Source organism: Kitasatospora sp. NPDC058170 (genome assembly GCF_042883905.1).
Taxonomy (GTDB): Bacteria; Actinomycetota; Actinomycetes; order Streptomycetales; family Streptomycetaceae; genus Kitasatospora.
The window spans coordinates 19,264-34,786 of sequence record NZ_JBHVUV010000033.1 but is presented as its reverse complement, the minus strand read 5'-3'; the positions used below and the strand labels follow the sequence as shown (position 1 = coordinate 34,786).

Sequence of the window (15,523 nt, the reverse complement as noted above, 5' to 3'; positions counted from 1 at the left end):
TCGCCGGTTCCGGCGGCAGTGGATCAGCCGGTGAACTCCTCCTGGCTGCGGTGCGCCTGCTCCAGCAGGGTCTGCACGCCGGCCAGCTCGGACTCCAGCTTGGCGGCCTTGCTCGCGTTGCCGGCCGCGCGGGCCTTGTCCAGGTCGGCCTGGATCTTCTCGGCCTTGGCCTGGAAGAGGCCGACCATGCCGGCCGCACGGGCCTTGGCCTCCGGGTTCGAGCGCTTCCACTCGCTGTCCTCGGCCTCGCGGATCGCCCGCTCGACCGTGTTCAGCCGGCCGTCCAGCTTCGGACGGGCGTCGCGCGGCACGTGCCCGATCGCCTCCCAGCGCTCGTTGATCTCGCGCAGGGCGGCCTTGGCGGCCTTCAGGTCGGTGATCGGCAGGATCGCCTCGGCCTCGGTCGCCAGCACCTCCTTGAGCTTCTGGTTCTCGACCTGCTCGGCGTCCCGCTCGCTGAACACCGCGGAGCGGGCCTGGAAGAAGACGTCCTGCGCGCCGCGGAACCGCGCCCACAGCTCGTCCTCGATGTCGCGCTGGGCGCGCCCGGCGGCCTTCCAGCGGCCCATCAGGTCGCGGTAGCGGGCCGCGGTGTCACCCCACTCGGTGGAGGAGGAGAGCGCCTCCGCCTCGGTGACCAGCTGCTCCTTGACGGCGCGGGCCTGGTCGCGCTCGGCGTCCAGGGTCGCGAAGTGCGCCTTGCGGTGCTTGGAGAAGACCGAGCGGGCGTGCGAGAAGCGGTGCCACAGCTCGTCGTCGCTCTTGCGGTCCAGCCGGGGCAGGCCCTTCCAGGTGTCCACCAGCGCGCGCAGCCGGTCCCCGGCCTCCCGCCACTGGGTGGACTCGGCGAGCCGCTCGGCCTCCGCGACCAGCGACTCCTTGGCCGTGCGGGTCTCGTCCTGCGCCTTGGCGCGGGCCGCCTTGCGCTCCTCGCGACGGCTCTCGATCTCACCGGCGAGCGTGTCCAGCCGCTTGGCCAGCGCGTCCAGGTCCCCCACCGCGTGCCCCTCGGCCACCTGCGCGCGCAGGTGCTCCAGCGCGGTCTGGGCGTCCTTGGCGGCCAGGTCGGTGGTGCGCACCCGCTTCTCCAGCAGGCCGATCTCCACCTCGATGCCCTGGTACTTGCGCTCGAAGTAGGCGAGGGCCTCCTCGGGCGAGCCGGCCTGCCAGGAACCCACGACGCGTTCGCCGTCGGCCGTCCTGACGTAGACCGTGCCCTGCTCGTCGACACGGCCCCACGGGTCGCTGCTCATAGCGCGTCCTCCACATGACGTCGCGCCCGCGCCGGGGCGCACGCGTACGTCGTCCACAGTTGATGTGCGGCGGACCGATGAGTCCGCCGTCCCGTCCGCCGTGCTGTGCTGCCGAGGGTGACGGCCGGCGGGTCTGGGCACCCTATACAACGCCAACATAGGCGACCAGGCCCGGTGCTGTCCGCATCCGAGCCGGGCGATTTCGCCCCGGGGCCGGGCCCGGGGCCGCCCCACGGCGACGCCGGCCCGGCCCCGGTCCTGCTCAACCCTTCGCGGTGGTCACCGTGTTGAGGGTGAAGTCGGCCATCGGGGGGCCGTCCGTCCCGCCGTCCAGGGTGCCCGCGGCGGCGATCTTCTGCAGCACGTCCAGGCCGCCGGTGATCTTGCCGAACGGGGTGTACGCCGGGTCCAGCTTGGTGTCCTTGTAGACCAGGAAGAACTGGCTTCCGTTGGTCCCGGGGCCGGAGTTGGCCATCGCCACGGTGCCGGCCGGGTAGGTCGCGCCGGTGAGGTTCTCGTCGGCGAACTTGTAGCCCGGGCCGCCGGTGCCGCCCTTGACGGTCGCGCTGGCCGTCGGGTCGCCGCACTGCAGCACGAAGATCCCGCCGGTGGTCAGGCGGTGGCACTTGGTGTGGTCGAAGTACTGCTCGCCGGAGAGGAAGGCGAAGGAGTTCACCGTGTGCGGCGCCTTGGCCGTGTCCAGGGCGATGGTCACCTTGCCGCAGTTGGTGTCCAGCGTCGCCGTGTACGACCCGGCCGCATCCACCGCCATGGCCGGCTCGGCCTGCCACTGCTTGCCGTTGGGCGCACCCGGCGCGGGGGCGGCGCAGCCGTCGACCGCCTTGCGGGTCGGTGCGGTGGGGGCGCCGGTGGGGGTCGGTGCGGCCTGCGCGCCGGCCGCGGAGTCCTTCTTGTCGTCCGAGTCGAAGGCGCCCGTCCCCACCAGCGCGCCGCCGCCCGCCAGCACGACCACGGCGAGCGAGGCCCCGAGGATCGTGTTGCGGCGCCTGCGCGCGGCCTGCGCCTCGGCCCGGCGCTCGGCCTGGCGCTCGTACTTCTCGCGGGCGAGCTGCCGCCGCCGCTGTTCGCTGGTGACCACCGGGCCGTGTCTCCTACATGGGTGCTTGTCGTCCCCTCCCGCCCGATGGCGGGCGAGGAGGGCGGGTGCGGATGCTGATGCGGATCATCGCATCCATCGGCGGCCAAGTGTAGGGACCGACGCCGTAAGAACGGGGTGAACCTGTCAGGACGAAGTGAACCTGTCAGGCGGATCTGGTTCGCAACCGGACCCGGACCGCCGGTAGGCTGCGTTTACATCACATCGTGTAGCCGCATGCTGTAGCCGCCACTGTCGACCGAGTCACCGAGGACGCGCGTGTTCATCGCCGGATTCCCCGCTGGAGCCTGGGGCACCAACTGCTACCTGGTCGCACCGGGACCCGGCGAGGAGTGTGTCATCGTCGACCCCGGCCACCAGGCCGCGCAGGGCGTCGACGAGCTGATCCGCGAGCACCGGCTGAAGCCCGTCGCGGTCGTGCTCACCCACGGCCACATCGACCACATCGCCTCGGTCGTCCCGGTCTGCGGCGCCAAGGGCGTCCCGGCCTGGATCCACCCCGAGGACCGCTACATGATGGCCGACCCGGAGAAGGCGCTCGGCCGCTCGCTCGGCACCCAGCTGATGGGCGAGCTCACCGTCGGCGAACCCGACGACGTGCGCGAGCTCACCGACGGCAGCGTGCTGGAGCTGGCCGGCCTGAAGCTCACCGTCGACCACGCGCCCGGCCATACCAAGGGGTCGGTGACGTTCAGGACGCCCGGTGCCGAGGACCTCCCCCCGGTGCTCTTCTCGGGCGACCTGCTCTTCGCCGGCTCCATCGGGCGTACGGACCTCCCGGGCGGGGACAGCGAGGCGATCATGCAGTCGCTGGCCCGGGTGTGCCTGCCCCTCGACGACACGACCGTGGTCCTCTCCGGCCACGGCGGACAGACGACCATCGGCCGTGAGCGCGCCACCAACCCCTACCTCAGGCAGGCGGCGGGAGCGCTCGGCGCTCCGGCCTTCCCGCGACGAGGAATGTGACGGAAGAGAAGTTGAGCACCTTCACCGCCCCCAAGGGCACCTACGACCTGCTGCCGCCGAGCTCGGCGACCTTCCTGGCGATCCGCGAGGCGATCGCCGCGCCCGCCCGCAGGGCCGGCTACGGCTACATCGAGACCCCGGTCTTCGAGGACGTCAAGCTGTTCTCCCGCGGTGTCGGCGAGTCGACCGACATCGTCAGCAAGGAGATGTACAGCCTCACCACCAAGGGCGGCGACGAGCTCGCGCTGCGCCCCGAGGGCACCGCCTCGGTGCTGCGCGCCGCGCTCCAGGCCAACCTGCACAAGCAGGGCAACCTGCCGGTCAAGCTCTGGTACTCCGGCTCGTACTACCGCTACGAGCGGGCGCAGAAGGGCCGCTACCGCCAGTTCTCGCAGGTCGGCGCCGAGGCGATCGGCGCGGAGGACCCGGCGCTGGACGCCGAGCTGATCATCCTGGCCGACGACGCCTTCCGCTCGCTGGGCGTGCGCGACTACTCGCTGCTGCTCAACAGCCTCGGCGACAAGCAGTGCCGCCCGGTCTACCGCGCGGCGCTGGTCGAGTTCCTGGCCGGCCTCGACCTGGACGAGGACACCCGCCGCCGGGCCGAGATCAACCCGCTGCGCGTGCTGGACGACAAGCGCGAGTCGGTGCAGGCCCAGCTCGGCGGCGCGCCGATGCTGCGCGACTTCCTCTGCGAGGAGTGCAAGGCCTACGACGAGAAGGTCCGCGAGCTGCTCACCGCCAACGGCGTGGCCTTCACCGACGACCCCAAGCTGGTCCGCGGGCTGGACTACTACACCCGCACCACCTTCGAGTTCGTGCACAACGGCCTCGGCGCGCAGTCCGCGATCGGCGGCGGCGGCCGCTACGACGGCCTCTCCGAGATGATCGGCGGCCCGGCGCTGCCGTCCGTCGGCTGGGCCCTCGGCGTGGACCGCACCTTCCTGGCGATGGAGGCCGAGGGCATCGTCCTCGACCTGCCGGCCGCCACCTCCGTGTACGCCGTCGCGCTGAGCGACGAAGCCAAGAACGTCCTCTTCGCCAAGGTGGTCGAGCTGCGCCGGGCCGGCGTCGCCACCGACCTCGCCTTCGGCGTCAAGGGCATCAAGAACGCCATGAAGTCCGCCGACCGTTCCGGTGCCCGCTTCGCCGTCCTCGCCGGGGAGCGGGATCTCGCCGCCGGTGTCGTCCAGGTCAAGGACCTGACCACGGGCGAGCAGACCCCCGTCGAACTCGAAGCACTCGTCACCACCCTGAAGGAGAAGCAGCTGTGATCCGCACGCACGACGCGGGCACGCTCCGCGCGGAGCAGGCCGGAACGACCGTCACCCTGGCCGGCTGGGTCGCCCGCCGCCGAGACCACGGCGGCGTGGCGTTCATCGACCTGCGCGACGCCTCCGGCACCGTGCAGATCGTGGTCCGCGACCTCGACTCGGTGCACGGCCTGCGCGCCGAGTACTGCGTCAAGGTCGTCGGCGACGTCCGCGTGCGCCCCGAGGGCAACGAGAACCCGGACATCCCGACCGGCGCGGTCGAGGTCGTGGTCAGCGAGATCGAGGTGCTCTCCGAGGCCGCCCCGCTGCCGTTCCCGGTCGCCGAGTACGAGCCCGGCACGGTGAACGAGGAGGTCCGGCTGCGCTACCGCTACCTGGACCTGCGCCGCGAGGGCCCGGCCAAGGGCCTGCGGCTGCGCTCCAAGGTCAACAACATCATCCGCCGGGTGATGGAGGACAACGACTACCTCGACATCGAGACGCCGTACCTCACCCGCTCCACCCCCGAGGGCGCCCGCGACTTCCTCGTCCCGGTCCGCCTGCAGCCCGGTCACTGGTACGCCCTGCCGCAGTCGCCCCAGCTGTTCAAGCAGCTGCTGATGGTGGCCGGCATGGAGCGCTACTACCAGATCGCCCGCTGCTTCCGCGACGAGGACTTCCGCGCCGACCGGCAGCCGGAGTTCACCCAGCTGGACATCGAGGCCTCGTTCGTCGACCAGGAGGACATCCTGGCCCTCGGCGAGAAGATCATCGGCTCGATCTGGCGCGAGGTGCACGGCTACGAGATCCCGAACCCGCTGCCCCGGATGACCTACGCGGACGCCATGTCCCGCTACGGCTCCGACAAGCCGGACGTCCGCTTCGGACAGGAACTCACCGACCTCACCGAGTACTTCAAGGGCACCGAGTTCCGCGTCTTCCAGGCCCCGTACGTCGGCGCCGTGGTCATGCCGGGCGGCGCCTCGCAGCCCCGCAAGGCGCTCGACGCCTGGCAGGACTGGGCCAAGGCGCGCGGCGCCCGCGGCCTCGCCTACGTCGTCATCGACGCCGAGACCGGCGAGCTGCGCGGCCCCGTCGCCAAGAACCTCTCCGAGGAGCACCTGGCCGGCCTGGCCGCCGCGGCCGGCGCCAAGAACGGCGACGCGATCTTCTTCGCGGCCGGCAGGGAGCGCCCCTCGCAGGAGCTGCTCGGCGCCGCCCGCCTGGAGATCGGCCGCCGCTGCGAGCTGATCGACGCCTCCCAGTGGGCCTTCCTCTGGGTCGTCGACTTCCCGATGTTCGAGCCGATCGAGGACGACAAGGGCCAGTTCCAGGGCTGGCACGCGGTGCACCACCCGTTCACCGCCCCGACCGCCGAGTCGCTCGACACCTTCGACACCGACCCGGGCGCGGCGCTCTCCAACGCCTACGACCTGGTCCTCAACGGCTCGGAGCTGGGCGGCGGTTCGATCCGTATCCACCAGCGCGACGTGCAGAAGCGGGCGTTCGACGCGATCGGCCTGTCCGAGGAGGAGGCCGCCTCGCAGTTCGGCTTCCTGCTGGACGCCTTCAACTACGGCCCGCCGCCGCACGGCGGGGTCGCCTTCGGCCTCGACCGGATCGTCACGCTGCTCGGCGGGTACGACACCATCCGGGACGTCATCGCCTTCCCGAAGACGTCCACCGGCGGCGACCCGCTGACCGGCGCCCCCACCCCGATCACCCCCGCGCAGCGCCGCGAGGCCGGCGTGGACGCCCAGCCGAAGGTCCGCGAGGACGCCAAGTCCGAGGCCCAGCCCAAGGACTGACGCCGGATCGGCTAACCTTTCACGGCCCCGGACGGTGCACCTGCCGTCCGGGGCCGGTCCACAACGGTGTGCGACACAGAGAGGGATCCCCCATGAAGGTCACTACCAGAGTCGAGTGTCCCGAGGACGCGCCCGCCACCAGACGGGTCCACATGGCGGCCTTCCCCGGCCCGGACGAGGCGGACCTGGTCGACGCGCTGCGCCGCGACCCGGCCTGGCTGCCCGGCCTGTCGGTGGTCGCGGTGGACGGCTCCGGACTGGTGGTCGGCCACGCCCTGCTCACCCGGCTGCAGGTCGGCGACGGCCAGGGCCTCGCGCTCGCGCCCGTCGCGGTCGCCCCCGAGTGGCAGCGCAAGGGCGTCGGGGAGCTGGTCGTCCGGGCCGCGCTGTCCGCCGCCGAGGAGGCCGGGGAGAAGCTGGTCATCGTCCTCGGGGACCCGGACTACTACGGCCGGTTCGGCTTCCTCCCCGCCCGGCGGCACGAGGTCACCGGCCCGTTCGAGGTGCCCGAGGCCTACTTCCAGGCGCTCGTGCTGCCCGCCTACGACGGGGGCCCGCGCGGGCTCTGCCAGTACCCGGAGCCCTTCGAAACGGTCTAGACCGAGGTCCGGAGCGTCCCCTGGTCCCGCTCGGCCCGACCGGCGCCGAACGCGACCGTGGCCCGGCAGCTGCGCACGAACGCGGCCATCGCCGGCGTCGACGCCCGCTCCTTCGGCCAGTACAGCCCGACCTGGCTCGGGCTCAGTCCCCGCACCGGCCGGTACGCGACACCCTCCCGCGCCGCCAGCCGGCTCATCGTCACCGGGGCGAAGCCGATGCCCTGGCCGCACACCACCGCGGCCAGCCACTCGTCGGCGTTGTGCGCCACCGCGCCGATCCGCGCCGGCCGCCCGCCCCGCTCCTGCGCCGCCAGCCAGTAGTCGCGCCAGTGGCCGGACTCGTGCGGGATCGCCACGAAGGGCTCGTCCAGCAGCTCCTCGAAGTCGATCACCGCGCGGCCGGCCAGCCGGTGCCCGGCCGGCAGCGCCGCGCACCGCGGCTCCTCCCCGAGCAGGGCCACGTTGTACTGCTCCGCCAGCCACGGCGGGGCGTGCCAGAGCGTCAGGTCGATCTCCCCGGTGGCCAGGCCCGAGGTCGGGTCGAACCAGTTGTTCTGCCGCAGCTCGACCTGCCAGCCGGGCATCCGCCGGGAGAAGTCCACGACCGTCTGCCGGCTCATCAGGTTGATGATCCCGCCCTCGAAGCCCACCCGCAGCGTCGAGCCCTGCTCGGCGGCCGCGGCCCGGGCGGCCCGCAGCGCGTCCTCCCAGCCCGCCAGCAGGACGCCGGCGCGCTCGGCCAGCGCCTGCCCGGCGGGGGTCGGCGTCATGCCCCGGCGCGAGCGCTCGAACAGCTCGGCCCCGAGCAGCGCCTCCAGCTGGCGGATCTGCTTGGTCAGCGTCGGCTGGGAGACGAACAGCCGCGCCGCCGCGGCCGTCAGCTGACCCTCCTCGCAGACCATGACGAAGCTGCGCAGCAGCCGGGTGTCGACATCCATGCCCCTAGGTTATGGAACGGGATATTGGACCGGTCGGGCAGGTCTGGGCCAAGGTTGATCACTCGGCCCCAGGGCCGGGCGCATCGGGGGAGCGCGGCAGCGGCGGTTCAGGGGGCCGCCGGTGCCGCGCTGACGCCCACGACCTGCGCGGGCCGTCCGCAGCGCCTACCGTGAGTGCTCATCAGGACGAGCCGAACGGAGGCGCCCAGGTGGCAGCCAAGGCCCAGCACGAGGATCCCGCCGCGTCGGAGCGACTGGCGAGGAAGCCGTACGAGCGGGAGCTGCTGCGGCTCCAGAACGAACTGGTGAAGCTCCAGGAATGGGTGCGCGCCGAGGGCGCCCGGCTGGTGGTCGTCTTCGAGGGGCGCGACGCGGCCGGCAAGGGCGGCGCGATCAAGCGGGTCACCGAGTACCTGAACCCGCGCATCGCCCGGGTCGCGGCCCTGCCCACCCCCACCGAGCGCCAGCGCACCCAGTGGTACTTCCAGCGGTACGTGGAGCAGCTGCCGGCGGCCGGGGAGATCGTGCTGTTCGACCGCAGCTGGTACAACCGGGCCGGCGTCGAGAAGGTGATGGGCTTCTGCACATCCGAGGAGTACTGGCAGTTCCTGCACCAGTGCCCGACCTTCGAGCGGATGCTGATCGAGGCGGGCATCCTGCTGCGCAAGTACTGGTTCTCGGTCAGCGACACCGAGCAGGAGCGGCGCTTCCGGGCCCGGCTGGAGGATCCGATGCGGCGCTGGAAGCTCTCCCCGATGGACGTCGAGTCGATCAGCCGCTGGGAGGACTACTCGCGGGCCAAGGACGAGATGTTCATCCACACCGACGTCCCGGACTCGCCGTGGCACGTGGTGGAGAGCGACGACAAGCGCCGGGCCCGGATCAACATGATCGCCCACCTGCTCTCCACCGTCCCGTACCACGAGGTCGTCCCGCCGGCCATCGACCTGCCGTCCCGCCCGGAGCCCCGCGGCTACCAGCGGCCCCCGCGCGACCTGCAGAGCTACGTGCCCGACCACGCGGCGGGGCTCGGGTAGCGGACACCTCCGAACGGCCCCGCGGCGTTGCCGGTGGCGCGGTCCGGGCGTGCGATGGACGTGCCCACGAAGGCGCGGGCGCCCGTCGCGGCGCCCGCCGAGCGTCAGGAGACCCGCCCATGTTCGTCCGCACCGTCTACGCGACCGGTGACCCGGCCAGGCTCGACCGGACCCTCGACGGGTTCCGCGCCGAGGCGGTCGGGCTGCTCACCGGCCAACCCGGCTACCGGGGCTACGGGCTGTTCGCCAACCGGGAGCTCGGCATCATCACCATGGGCTCCTGGTGGGAGAGCGGGCAGGCGGAACGGGACAGCGACGCGCGGCTGCGCGAGCGGAGGTCGGAGCTGCTCGCGCCGTTCGGGGGGACGGTCGCCCAGGACGCCTGGGAGGCCGTGGTCGCCGCCCGTCCCGTCCAGGCCCCTCCGGGCGCCTGGTTCCGGCTGACCAGGTTCGACATCGGCCGGTCGCAGACCGACCGGGCGGCCGCCGCCTTCCGCGAGGGGGTGCTGCCCGCGATGCAGCGGGTCGACGGGTTCCTCGGCGGCTCCATGCTGCTCAACTCCGAGGACGAGCGCGGCGCGGTGGGCCTGCTCTTCGCCGACAAGGCGGCCCTGGCGGCCTCCCGCGGCCCGCTGGCGCAGGCCCGGGCGAAGGCCGTGGCCGCCGGCGCGGCGACCCTGCGCTCGCTGGAGGAGTTCGAGGTCGTCCTGCTGGACCTTCCGCGCCAGCCGTGACGGCTGCGGCGGGCGGGCCTGTCGGCGCCCTCGCATAGGCTTCCGGTGTGGACGAACCGGACCTCTTCACCGCCGCCGCCGAGGAACGCCAGGCCAAGGAGCCGGGGCGGGCCCCGCTCGCCGTGCGGATGCGCCCGCGCACCCTGGACGAGGTGGCCGGCCAGCGGCAGCTGCTGAAGCCCGGCTCGCCGCTGCGCCGCCTCGTCTCGGGCTCGCGCGGCCCGGCGGCGACCAGCTCGGTGATCCTCTGGGGCCCGCCCGGCACCGGGAAGACCACCCTCGCCCACGTGATCAGCCAGGCCGTCGAGGGCCGCTTCGTCGAGCTGTCCGCGATCACCGCCGGGGTCAAGGAGGTGCGGGCGGTCATCGACGGCGCCCGCCGGGCCGTCGGGATGAGCGGCCGGGAGACGGTGCTCTTCCTGGACGAGATCCACCGCTTCTCCAAGGCCCAGCAGGACTCCCTGCTGCCCGCGGTGGAGAACCGCTGGGTCACCCTGATTGCGGCGACCACCGAGAACCCCTACTTCTCGGTGATCTCCCCGCTGCTGTCGCGCTCGCTGCTGCTCACCCTGGAGTCGCTGACCGACGACGACGTCCGCGCCCTGCTGCGCCGCGCGGTGGCCGACGAGCGCGGCCTGGAGGGCGCGCTGGAGCTGTCCGAGGAGGCCGAGGACCACCTGGTGCGGCTGGCCGGCGGGGACGCCCGGCGGGCGCTGACCACGCTGGAGGCGGCGGCCGGGGCGGCGCTGGAGAAGGACGAGGCCGTCATCACGCTGGCCACCACCGAGACGGCCGTCAACCAGGCCGCGGTGCGCTACGACAAGGACGGCGACCAGCACTACGACGTGGCCAGCGCGCTGATCAAGTCGATCCGCGGCAGCGACGTGGACGCCACCCTGCACTACCTGGCCCGGATGATCGAGGCGGGGGAGGACCCGAGGTTCATCGCCCGGCGGCTGATGATCTCGGCCAGCGAGGACGTCGGCCTGGCCGACCCGACGGCGCTGCCCACGGCGGTGGCGGCGGCGCAGGCGGTGGCGCTGATCGGCTTCCCCGAGGCGCGGATCATCCTCTCCCAGGCGGCGATCGCGCTGGCGCTGGCACCCAAGTCCAACGCCGCCTACCTGGCGATCGACGCGGCGCTGGCGGACGTCCGGCAGGGCCTGGCGGGCGCGGTGCCGCCGCACCTGCGGGACGCGCACTACGGCGGCGCGGGCAAGCTCGGCCACGGCCAGGGCTACCAGTACCCGCACGACCTGCCGGAGGGCATCGCCGCGCAGCAGTACGCGCCGGACGCGGTGCACGGCAAGGCGTACTACCGGCCGACCCGGCACGGCGGGGAGGCCCGGTACGCGGACATCGTGGAGTGGACCAGGGGGCGGCTCAGGGGCGAGTGACCGCCAGGGTCGGGCGGGCGCGTTGGAGGCCCGGGGCGAGTGGGTGAAGAGCAGCGCGTATACTCGTGCGGAGTGCCATGTCCCGGGACGGCGGCAGGGGAGACCCAGCCGACCGGCCACACCAGCGGGACACCGGCCGCGGGCCCCCTTCGGGGAGCCCTGAGGAGCGTCGCGCACCGTTTCGGTGTCGCGTGCAGCCCACCAACCCCGGTTCGGTGGGCCACTCGTGTGCAAGCACTTCCGTGCCCGGCCTCGGAGAGCGGCTGACCGGTCCACCCTCGGGTGGTGCGGTTATTCTCCGGACCGCGAGGAGCGACCTCCGTCAACACCTGGTGAAGCCGTATTCGTAAGCAAGGAAGGTTTGGTTCATGGCGAACCAGAAGCGTCCCAAGGTCAAGATCGCGCGTGCGCTCGGCGTGCCGCTGACCCCGAAGTCCGTCAAGTACTTCGAGGCCCGCCCGTACCCGCCCGGCCAGCACGGCCGTGGCCGCAAGCAGAACTCGGACTACAAGGTCCGTCTGCTCGAGAAGCAGCGTCTGCGCGCCCAGTACGACCTGAGCGAGAAGCAGATGGCGCGCGCGTTCGACCGCGCGAAGAAGGCCGAGGGCAAGACCGGTGAGGCGCTCGTCGCCGAGCTGGAGACCCGTCTGGACTCCCTGGTGCTGCGTTCGGGCATTGCCCGCACCATCTACCAGGCCCGCCAGATGGTCGTCCACGGCCACATCGAGGTCAACGGTGGCAAGGTCAACAAGCCGTCGTACCAGATGAAGCCGGGCTTCGTGGTGACCGTCCGCGAGCGCAGCAAGGAGAAGGTCCCGTTCCAGGTCGCCCGTGAGGGTGGCTACGCGGGCGAGGGCCAGACCCCGAAGTACCTCGAGGTCAACCTGAAGGCCCTGGCCTTCCGCCTGGACCGCGCGCCGCAGCGCAAGGAGGTCCCGGTGATCTGCGACGAGCAGCTCGTCGTCGAGTACTACTCGCGCTGACCCGCGAGCGGTTCACCTGCGGTACCCAGCGAGCCCCCGCCGCCTTTCGAGGCGGCGGGGGCTCGCCCCTTTTCCCGGTGCGGCCTGTGCGCGGTGCGCCGGTTGCAGCCGGTGCACCGCCACAGCCGGTGCGGCCCGGCGGGCTACGCGCTCTCGCCGGTCATCGCGGCGGCCAGCCGCAGGTGCGGGCGGGCCTCCTCGGCGCGGCCCCGGCGCTCCAGGGTGCGGCCGAGCATCAGCCGCGCGTAGGCCTCGGCCGGGTCGGCGTCCAGGATCCGGCGCAGCTCGGCCTCGGCCCGGGAGAGCTGGGCGGAGTGGTAGTAGCTCCGGGCCAGCAGCAGCCGCACGGAGAGGTTGGCCGGCTCCTCGGCGAGGACGCCCTCCAGCATGCGGGCGGCGTCCGCGTAGGCCTTGGAGTCGAAGTAGAACGTCGCCATGCGGTACTCGTCGGCGGTGCTGTAGCTGGCCACGGTGGCTCCTTTCGGTGGTGCTCGCCCCCTCCAGCAATGGACAATCTTCAACTATTCCGTCGGCTGTTCCTGACCGGCGAGGGCTCCGGCGCGGGCGGCTGCGGGCCGGGGCCCGACCGCGGTCCCGGGTCGTCCGGGTGCCCGCCGCCGAGCGCCCGGTGGACCGCCGCGTTGACGTCGAGGCGGGCGCCGCAGTCGAAGAGGTCCGCGAGCTCCTGCTCGGTCAGCCCCGTACGGGCCCGCTCCTCGCAGTCCCGGTGCGGCCCGTTGAAGGTCCGCGAGCCGAAGAAGGGCTTGCCCACCGCCTGCCAGATCCGGTGCGCCGCGCCCTGCAGGATCCGGGCCTCGCGCAGGTCGCCGGGCACGCCCGGACCGGTCGGCTCGGTCTCCAGCAGCGCGAGCAGGTCGATCGCCAGCACGATCCCCAGCAGGTCGTGGAAGAGGTGGTTGAGCCGGACGCTCTCCCGGGCGCAGGACCGGGCCAGCCGGATGTCGCCGTTCAGCCAGTGCGAGTACGCCAGCGCGTACAGCGCGTACGCGTACGCCCACTGCTCGCCGTGCTCCTCGCACAGCTCGCGGACCTGGCCGAGCCAGAGCGCTCCGCTCTCCTGGTCCCCCTGGAACAGGTAGGCGATGCCCAGCTCGAACATGGCCATCAGGACGTTGCTGTTGAGCTCGCCGATCGTCCGGTAGTGCCAGAGCGCCTCCTCGAAGAGCTCGGCGGCGCGGACCGGGTCGTCGCCGATCAGGGCGGCGCAGCCCTGCCGGTGCACGGCGTAGGCCAGGGCCCGGTCGTCGCCGGTGTCCAGCGCCTGGCGGCGGCACTCCTCCAGGGCGGGGCGGGCCGAGCCGAGGTCGCCCTGCAGGGTGGCCATGTAGCCGGTCACCCAGAGCGCCTTGGCGCGGGCCTCGGTCGGTTCCCGGTCCAGGGCGAGCGCGCGGTCCAGCCAGTGCCGGCCCTCGCCGAGGTGGCCGCAGCCGACCCAGTAGAACCACAGGGTGCCGGCCAGCAGCAGGGCGAGCTGCTCCTCGCCGGGTTCGGCCAGGCAGAACTCCAGCGCCGCACGGAGGTTGGGGTGGGCGAGCTCGGTGCGCTCGGCGGTCTCGGCCTGCCGGGGGCCGAACCACTCCACCTCGCCCCAGGTGGCGACGCCCAGGTACCAGTCGCGGTGGCGGCGCAGCAGGCGCTGCTCGTCGCCGGCGGCGCGCAGCCAGTGGCCGCCGTAGTCGCGCAGGGTGTCCAGCAGCCGGAAGCGGACCCCGCAGGGGCCGTCCTCGCGGAGCACCACCGACTTGTCGACCAGCTCGGCGAGCAGGTCGAGCATCTCGTCCGGCTCGATGCCCTCGCCGGCGCAGACGTACTCGGCGGCCTCCAGGTCGAAGCCGCCGGCGAAGACCGAGAGGCGGGCCCAGAGTAAACGTTCCTGCACCGTGCAGAGCTCGTGACTCCAGCCGATGGTCGTCCGTAGCGTCTGATGTCGTGGCAGGGCGGTCCGGGCGCCCCCGGTGAGCAGGCGGAAGCGGTCGTCCAGCCGGACGCCGATCTGCTCGACCGACAGTGCGCGCAGCCGGCCGGCGGCCAGCTCGACGGCCAGCGGGATGCCGTCCAGGCGGCGGCAGAGCTGGGCGATCCCCTCGGCGTTGGCGGGTGTCAGCTCGAAGGAGGGCAGGACCGCGCGGGCCCGGTCGGCGAACAGCAGGACCGCGTCCGGCGGCGCGCCCGGGCCGACCGGGAGCGGCGCCAGGGTCAGCAGGTGCTCGCCCGCCGAGCGCAGCGCCGAGCGGCTGGTCGCCAGCACCCGCAGGCCGGGCACCGCCCGCAGCAGGGTGTCGGCCAGCTCCGCGCAGGACGCCACCAGGTGCTCGCAGCCGTCCAGCACGATCAGCAGCCGGTGCCCGGTGAGCCGCTCGGCCAGGATGTCCAGCGGCGGCCGCGCGGTGCCGTCGGTCAGGTGCAGCGCCTCCAGGACGGCGTGGCCGAGCAGCAGCGGATCCTGGACCGGGGAGACCTCGACCAGCCAGGCGCCGTCCGGGAAGGCGCCCGCCGCCCGGGCCGCCGCGCGCACCGCCAGCCGGCTCTTGCCGACCCCGCCGGGGCCGGTCACCGTCACCAGCCGGGTGCCGGCCAGCAGCCCGGCCAGCCGGGCCAGCTCCTCCCGGCGCCCGACGAAGCTGGTGACCTCCGCGGGCAGGCCGCCGGGCGCGGGCTCCGGCGGCCGCTGCGTCGTCTCCCGAGGGCGTGCTGTCGAGTCGCCGGCCAACCGCTGCTCCCGTGTCCGTGCCCGAACCGTCGCGGTCCGAACGAGCCGTGGGCCGCGCGTCCGCCGACCCGTCTGGCAGAACGAGGTGACCGGCGGGTGGGTTACGCGCGCCGTTCGCACACCCGACCGGTTCGCGGACGGCCCGCCGTCGGTAACCCGGTCCGGAAACCGGGCCCGGGCGCGATAGGGTTCCGTTTCGGAGAACAGCAAGGCGAGGGAGCGCACAAGGTGTCCGTGGGAGAGCTGGCCGGGTTGCTCGTGGCCGTGTTCTGGGCGGTCCTGGTCACCCTGCTCGCCGTGGTCCTGGTGCGCCTCTCGCGGGTGCTGAAGGAGGCCACCGTGCTGGTCTCCGCGGTCACCGAGCAGGCCGTGCCGCTGCTGACCGACGCGGGCGCCGCCGTGCGCAGCGCCAACGAGCAGCTGGAGCGGGTCGACGAGATCACCGCCAACGTGCAGGACGCCGCCGCCAACGCCCAAGCGCTCTCCTCCACCGTCGCGGCCACCCTGGGTGGGCCGCTGGTCAAGGTCGCGGCCTTCAGCTACGGCGTCCGCAAGGCCGTCGCCAAGCAGAACGGCACCCTTCCGCTGCCCACCCAGCCGGGGGAGCGCGAGGAGCTGGCACGGCTGATCCGGGCCGAGGTGCGTGCCGCGACCGCGCCCAAGGGCGGCCTGCTGGCCCGGGTCCGGCGCGCGGTGAGGGGCTGACG

At 73.1% G+C, this 15,523-nt stretch carries 14 protein-coding genes; 9 read left to right on the top strand and 5 right to left on the bottom strand.

Annotated elements, in window-relative coordinates; genetic code table 11:
• Positions 1 to 23: 23 nt before the first annotated feature.
• Positions 24 to 1,253: a DUF349 domain-containing protein gene (locus tag ACFVVX_RS30840; protein ID WP_387950392.1), complete on the bottom strand. Its 1,230-nt coding sequence runs from the start codon at positions 1,251 to 1,253 to the stop codon at positions 24 to 26.
• 262 nt (positions 1,254 to 1,515) lie between these two features.
• On the bottom strand, positions 1,516 to 2,352 hold the full coding sequence (locus ACFVVX_RS30835; protein ID WP_387950390.1) for a peptidylprolyl isomerase: 837 nt from the start codon (positions 2,350 to 2,352) through the stop codon (positions 1,516 to 1,518).
• Positions 2,353 to 2,628: 276 nt separating this feature from the next.
• Between ACFVVX_RS30835 and ACFVVX_RS30830 the strand changes: the two genes are divergently transcribed.
• From ACFVVX_RS30830 to ACFVVX_RS30815, 4 genes are all read left to right on the top strand, one after another.
• Positions 2,629 to 3,336, top strand: coding sequence for an MBL fold metallo-hydrolase (locus ACFVVX_RS30830; protein ID WP_387950389.1), 708 nt, complete (start codon positions 2,629 to 2,631; stop codon positions 3,334 to 3,336).
• A gap of 11 nt (positions 3,337 to 3,347) precedes the next feature.
• The gene (hisS, locus tag ACFVVX_RS30825; RefSeq protein ID WP_387950387.1) at positions 3,348 to 4,610 is read left to right on the top strand and encodes a histidine--tRNA ligase; all 1,263 of its coding nucleotides are present in this window, start codon (positions 3,348 to 3,350) and stop codon (positions 4,608 to 4,610) included.
• The gene (gene aspS, locus ACFVVX_RS30820) at positions 4,607 to 6,397 is read left to right on the top strand and encodes an aspartate--tRNA ligase (protein ID WP_387950385.1); all 1,791 of its coding nucleotides are present in this window, start codon (positions 4,607 to 4,609) and stop codon (positions 6,395 to 6,397) included. Before hisS ends, aspS begins: the two co-directional genes overlap by 4 nt.
• 92 nt (positions 6,398 to 6,489) lie before the next feature.
• On the top strand, positions 6,490 to 6,996 hold the full coding sequence (locus ACFVVX_RS30815) for a GNAT family N-acetyltransferase (RefSeq protein WP_387950383.1): 507 nt from the start codon (positions 6,490 to 6,492) through the stop codon (positions 6,994 to 6,996).
• Here the strand turns inward: ACFVVX_RS30815 and ACFVVX_RS30810 are convergent.
• Complete coding sequence (locus ACFVVX_RS30810) at positions 6,993 to 7,934, bottom strand: LysR family transcriptional regulator (protein WP_387950381.1); 942 nt, start codon at positions 7,932 to 7,934, stop codon at positions 6,993 to 6,995. The genes ACFVVX_RS30815 and ACFVVX_RS30810 overlap by 4 nt on opposite strands.
• Positions 7,935 to 8,143: 209 nt before the next feature.
• Between ACFVVX_RS30810 and ppk2 the strand changes: the two genes are divergently transcribed.
• The 4 genes from ppk2 (at position 8,144) to rpsD (ending at position 12,085) form a co-directional block, all read left to right on the top strand.
• On the top strand, positions 8,144 to 8,971 hold the full coding sequence (gene ppk2, locus ACFVVX_RS30805) for a polyphosphate kinase 2 (protein ID WP_387950379.1): 828 nt from the start codon (positions 8,144 to 8,146) through the stop codon (positions 8,969 to 8,971).
• Between the two features lie 119 nt (positions 8,972 to 9,090).
• Entirely contained in the window at positions 9,091 to 9,705 is a 615-nt protein-coding gene (locus tag ACFVVX_RS30800; RefSeq protein WP_387950377.1) for a hypothetical protein, read from the top strand.
• 47 nt (positions 9,706 to 9,752) lie between these two features.
• Positions 9,753 to 11,102 (top strand): replication-associated recombination protein A, encoded by a 1,350-nt coding sequence (locus ACFVVX_RS30795; RefSeq protein ID WP_387950375.1) that lies wholly within the window; start codon positions 9,753 to 9,755, stop codon positions 11,100 to 11,102.
• Positions 11,103 to 11,470: 368 nt separating this feature from the next.
• The gene (gene rpsD / locus ACFVVX_RS30790; protein ID WP_063346792.1) at positions 11,471 to 12,085 is read left to right on the top strand and encodes a 30S ribosomal protein S4; all 615 of its coding nucleotides are present in this window, start codon (positions 11,471 to 11,473) and stop codon (positions 12,083 to 12,085) included.
• A 143-nt stretch (positions 12,086 to 12,228) separates the two neighbouring features.
• On the opposite strand, the gene ACFVVX_RS30785 is transcribed toward rpsD, so the two are convergent.
• Together ACFVVX_RS30785 and ACFVVX_RS30780 are read right to left on the bottom strand one after the other, a co-directional pair.
• Positions 12,229 to 12,522, bottom strand: coding sequence for a tetratricopeptide repeat protein (locus ACFVVX_RS30785; RefSeq protein WP_387950486.1), 294 nt, complete (start codon positions 12,520 to 12,522; stop codon positions 12,229 to 12,231).
• 80 nt (positions 12,523 to 12,602) lie between these two features.
• The gene (locus ACFVVX_RS30780) at positions 12,603 to 14,816 is read right to left on the bottom strand and encodes an ATP-binding protein (RefSeq protein ID WP_387950373.1); all 2,214 of its coding nucleotides are present in this window, start codon (positions 14,814 to 14,816) and stop codon (positions 12,603 to 12,605) included.
• Between the two features lie 228 nt (positions 14,817 to 15,044).
• Between ACFVVX_RS30780 and ACFVVX_RS30775 the strand changes: the two genes are divergently transcribed.
• Entirely contained in the window at positions 15,045 to 15,521 is a 477-nt protein-coding gene (locus tag ACFVVX_RS30775) for a DUF948 domain-containing protein (protein ID WP_387950371.1), read from the top strand.
• Positions 15,522 to 15,523: the final 2 nt, after the last annotated feature.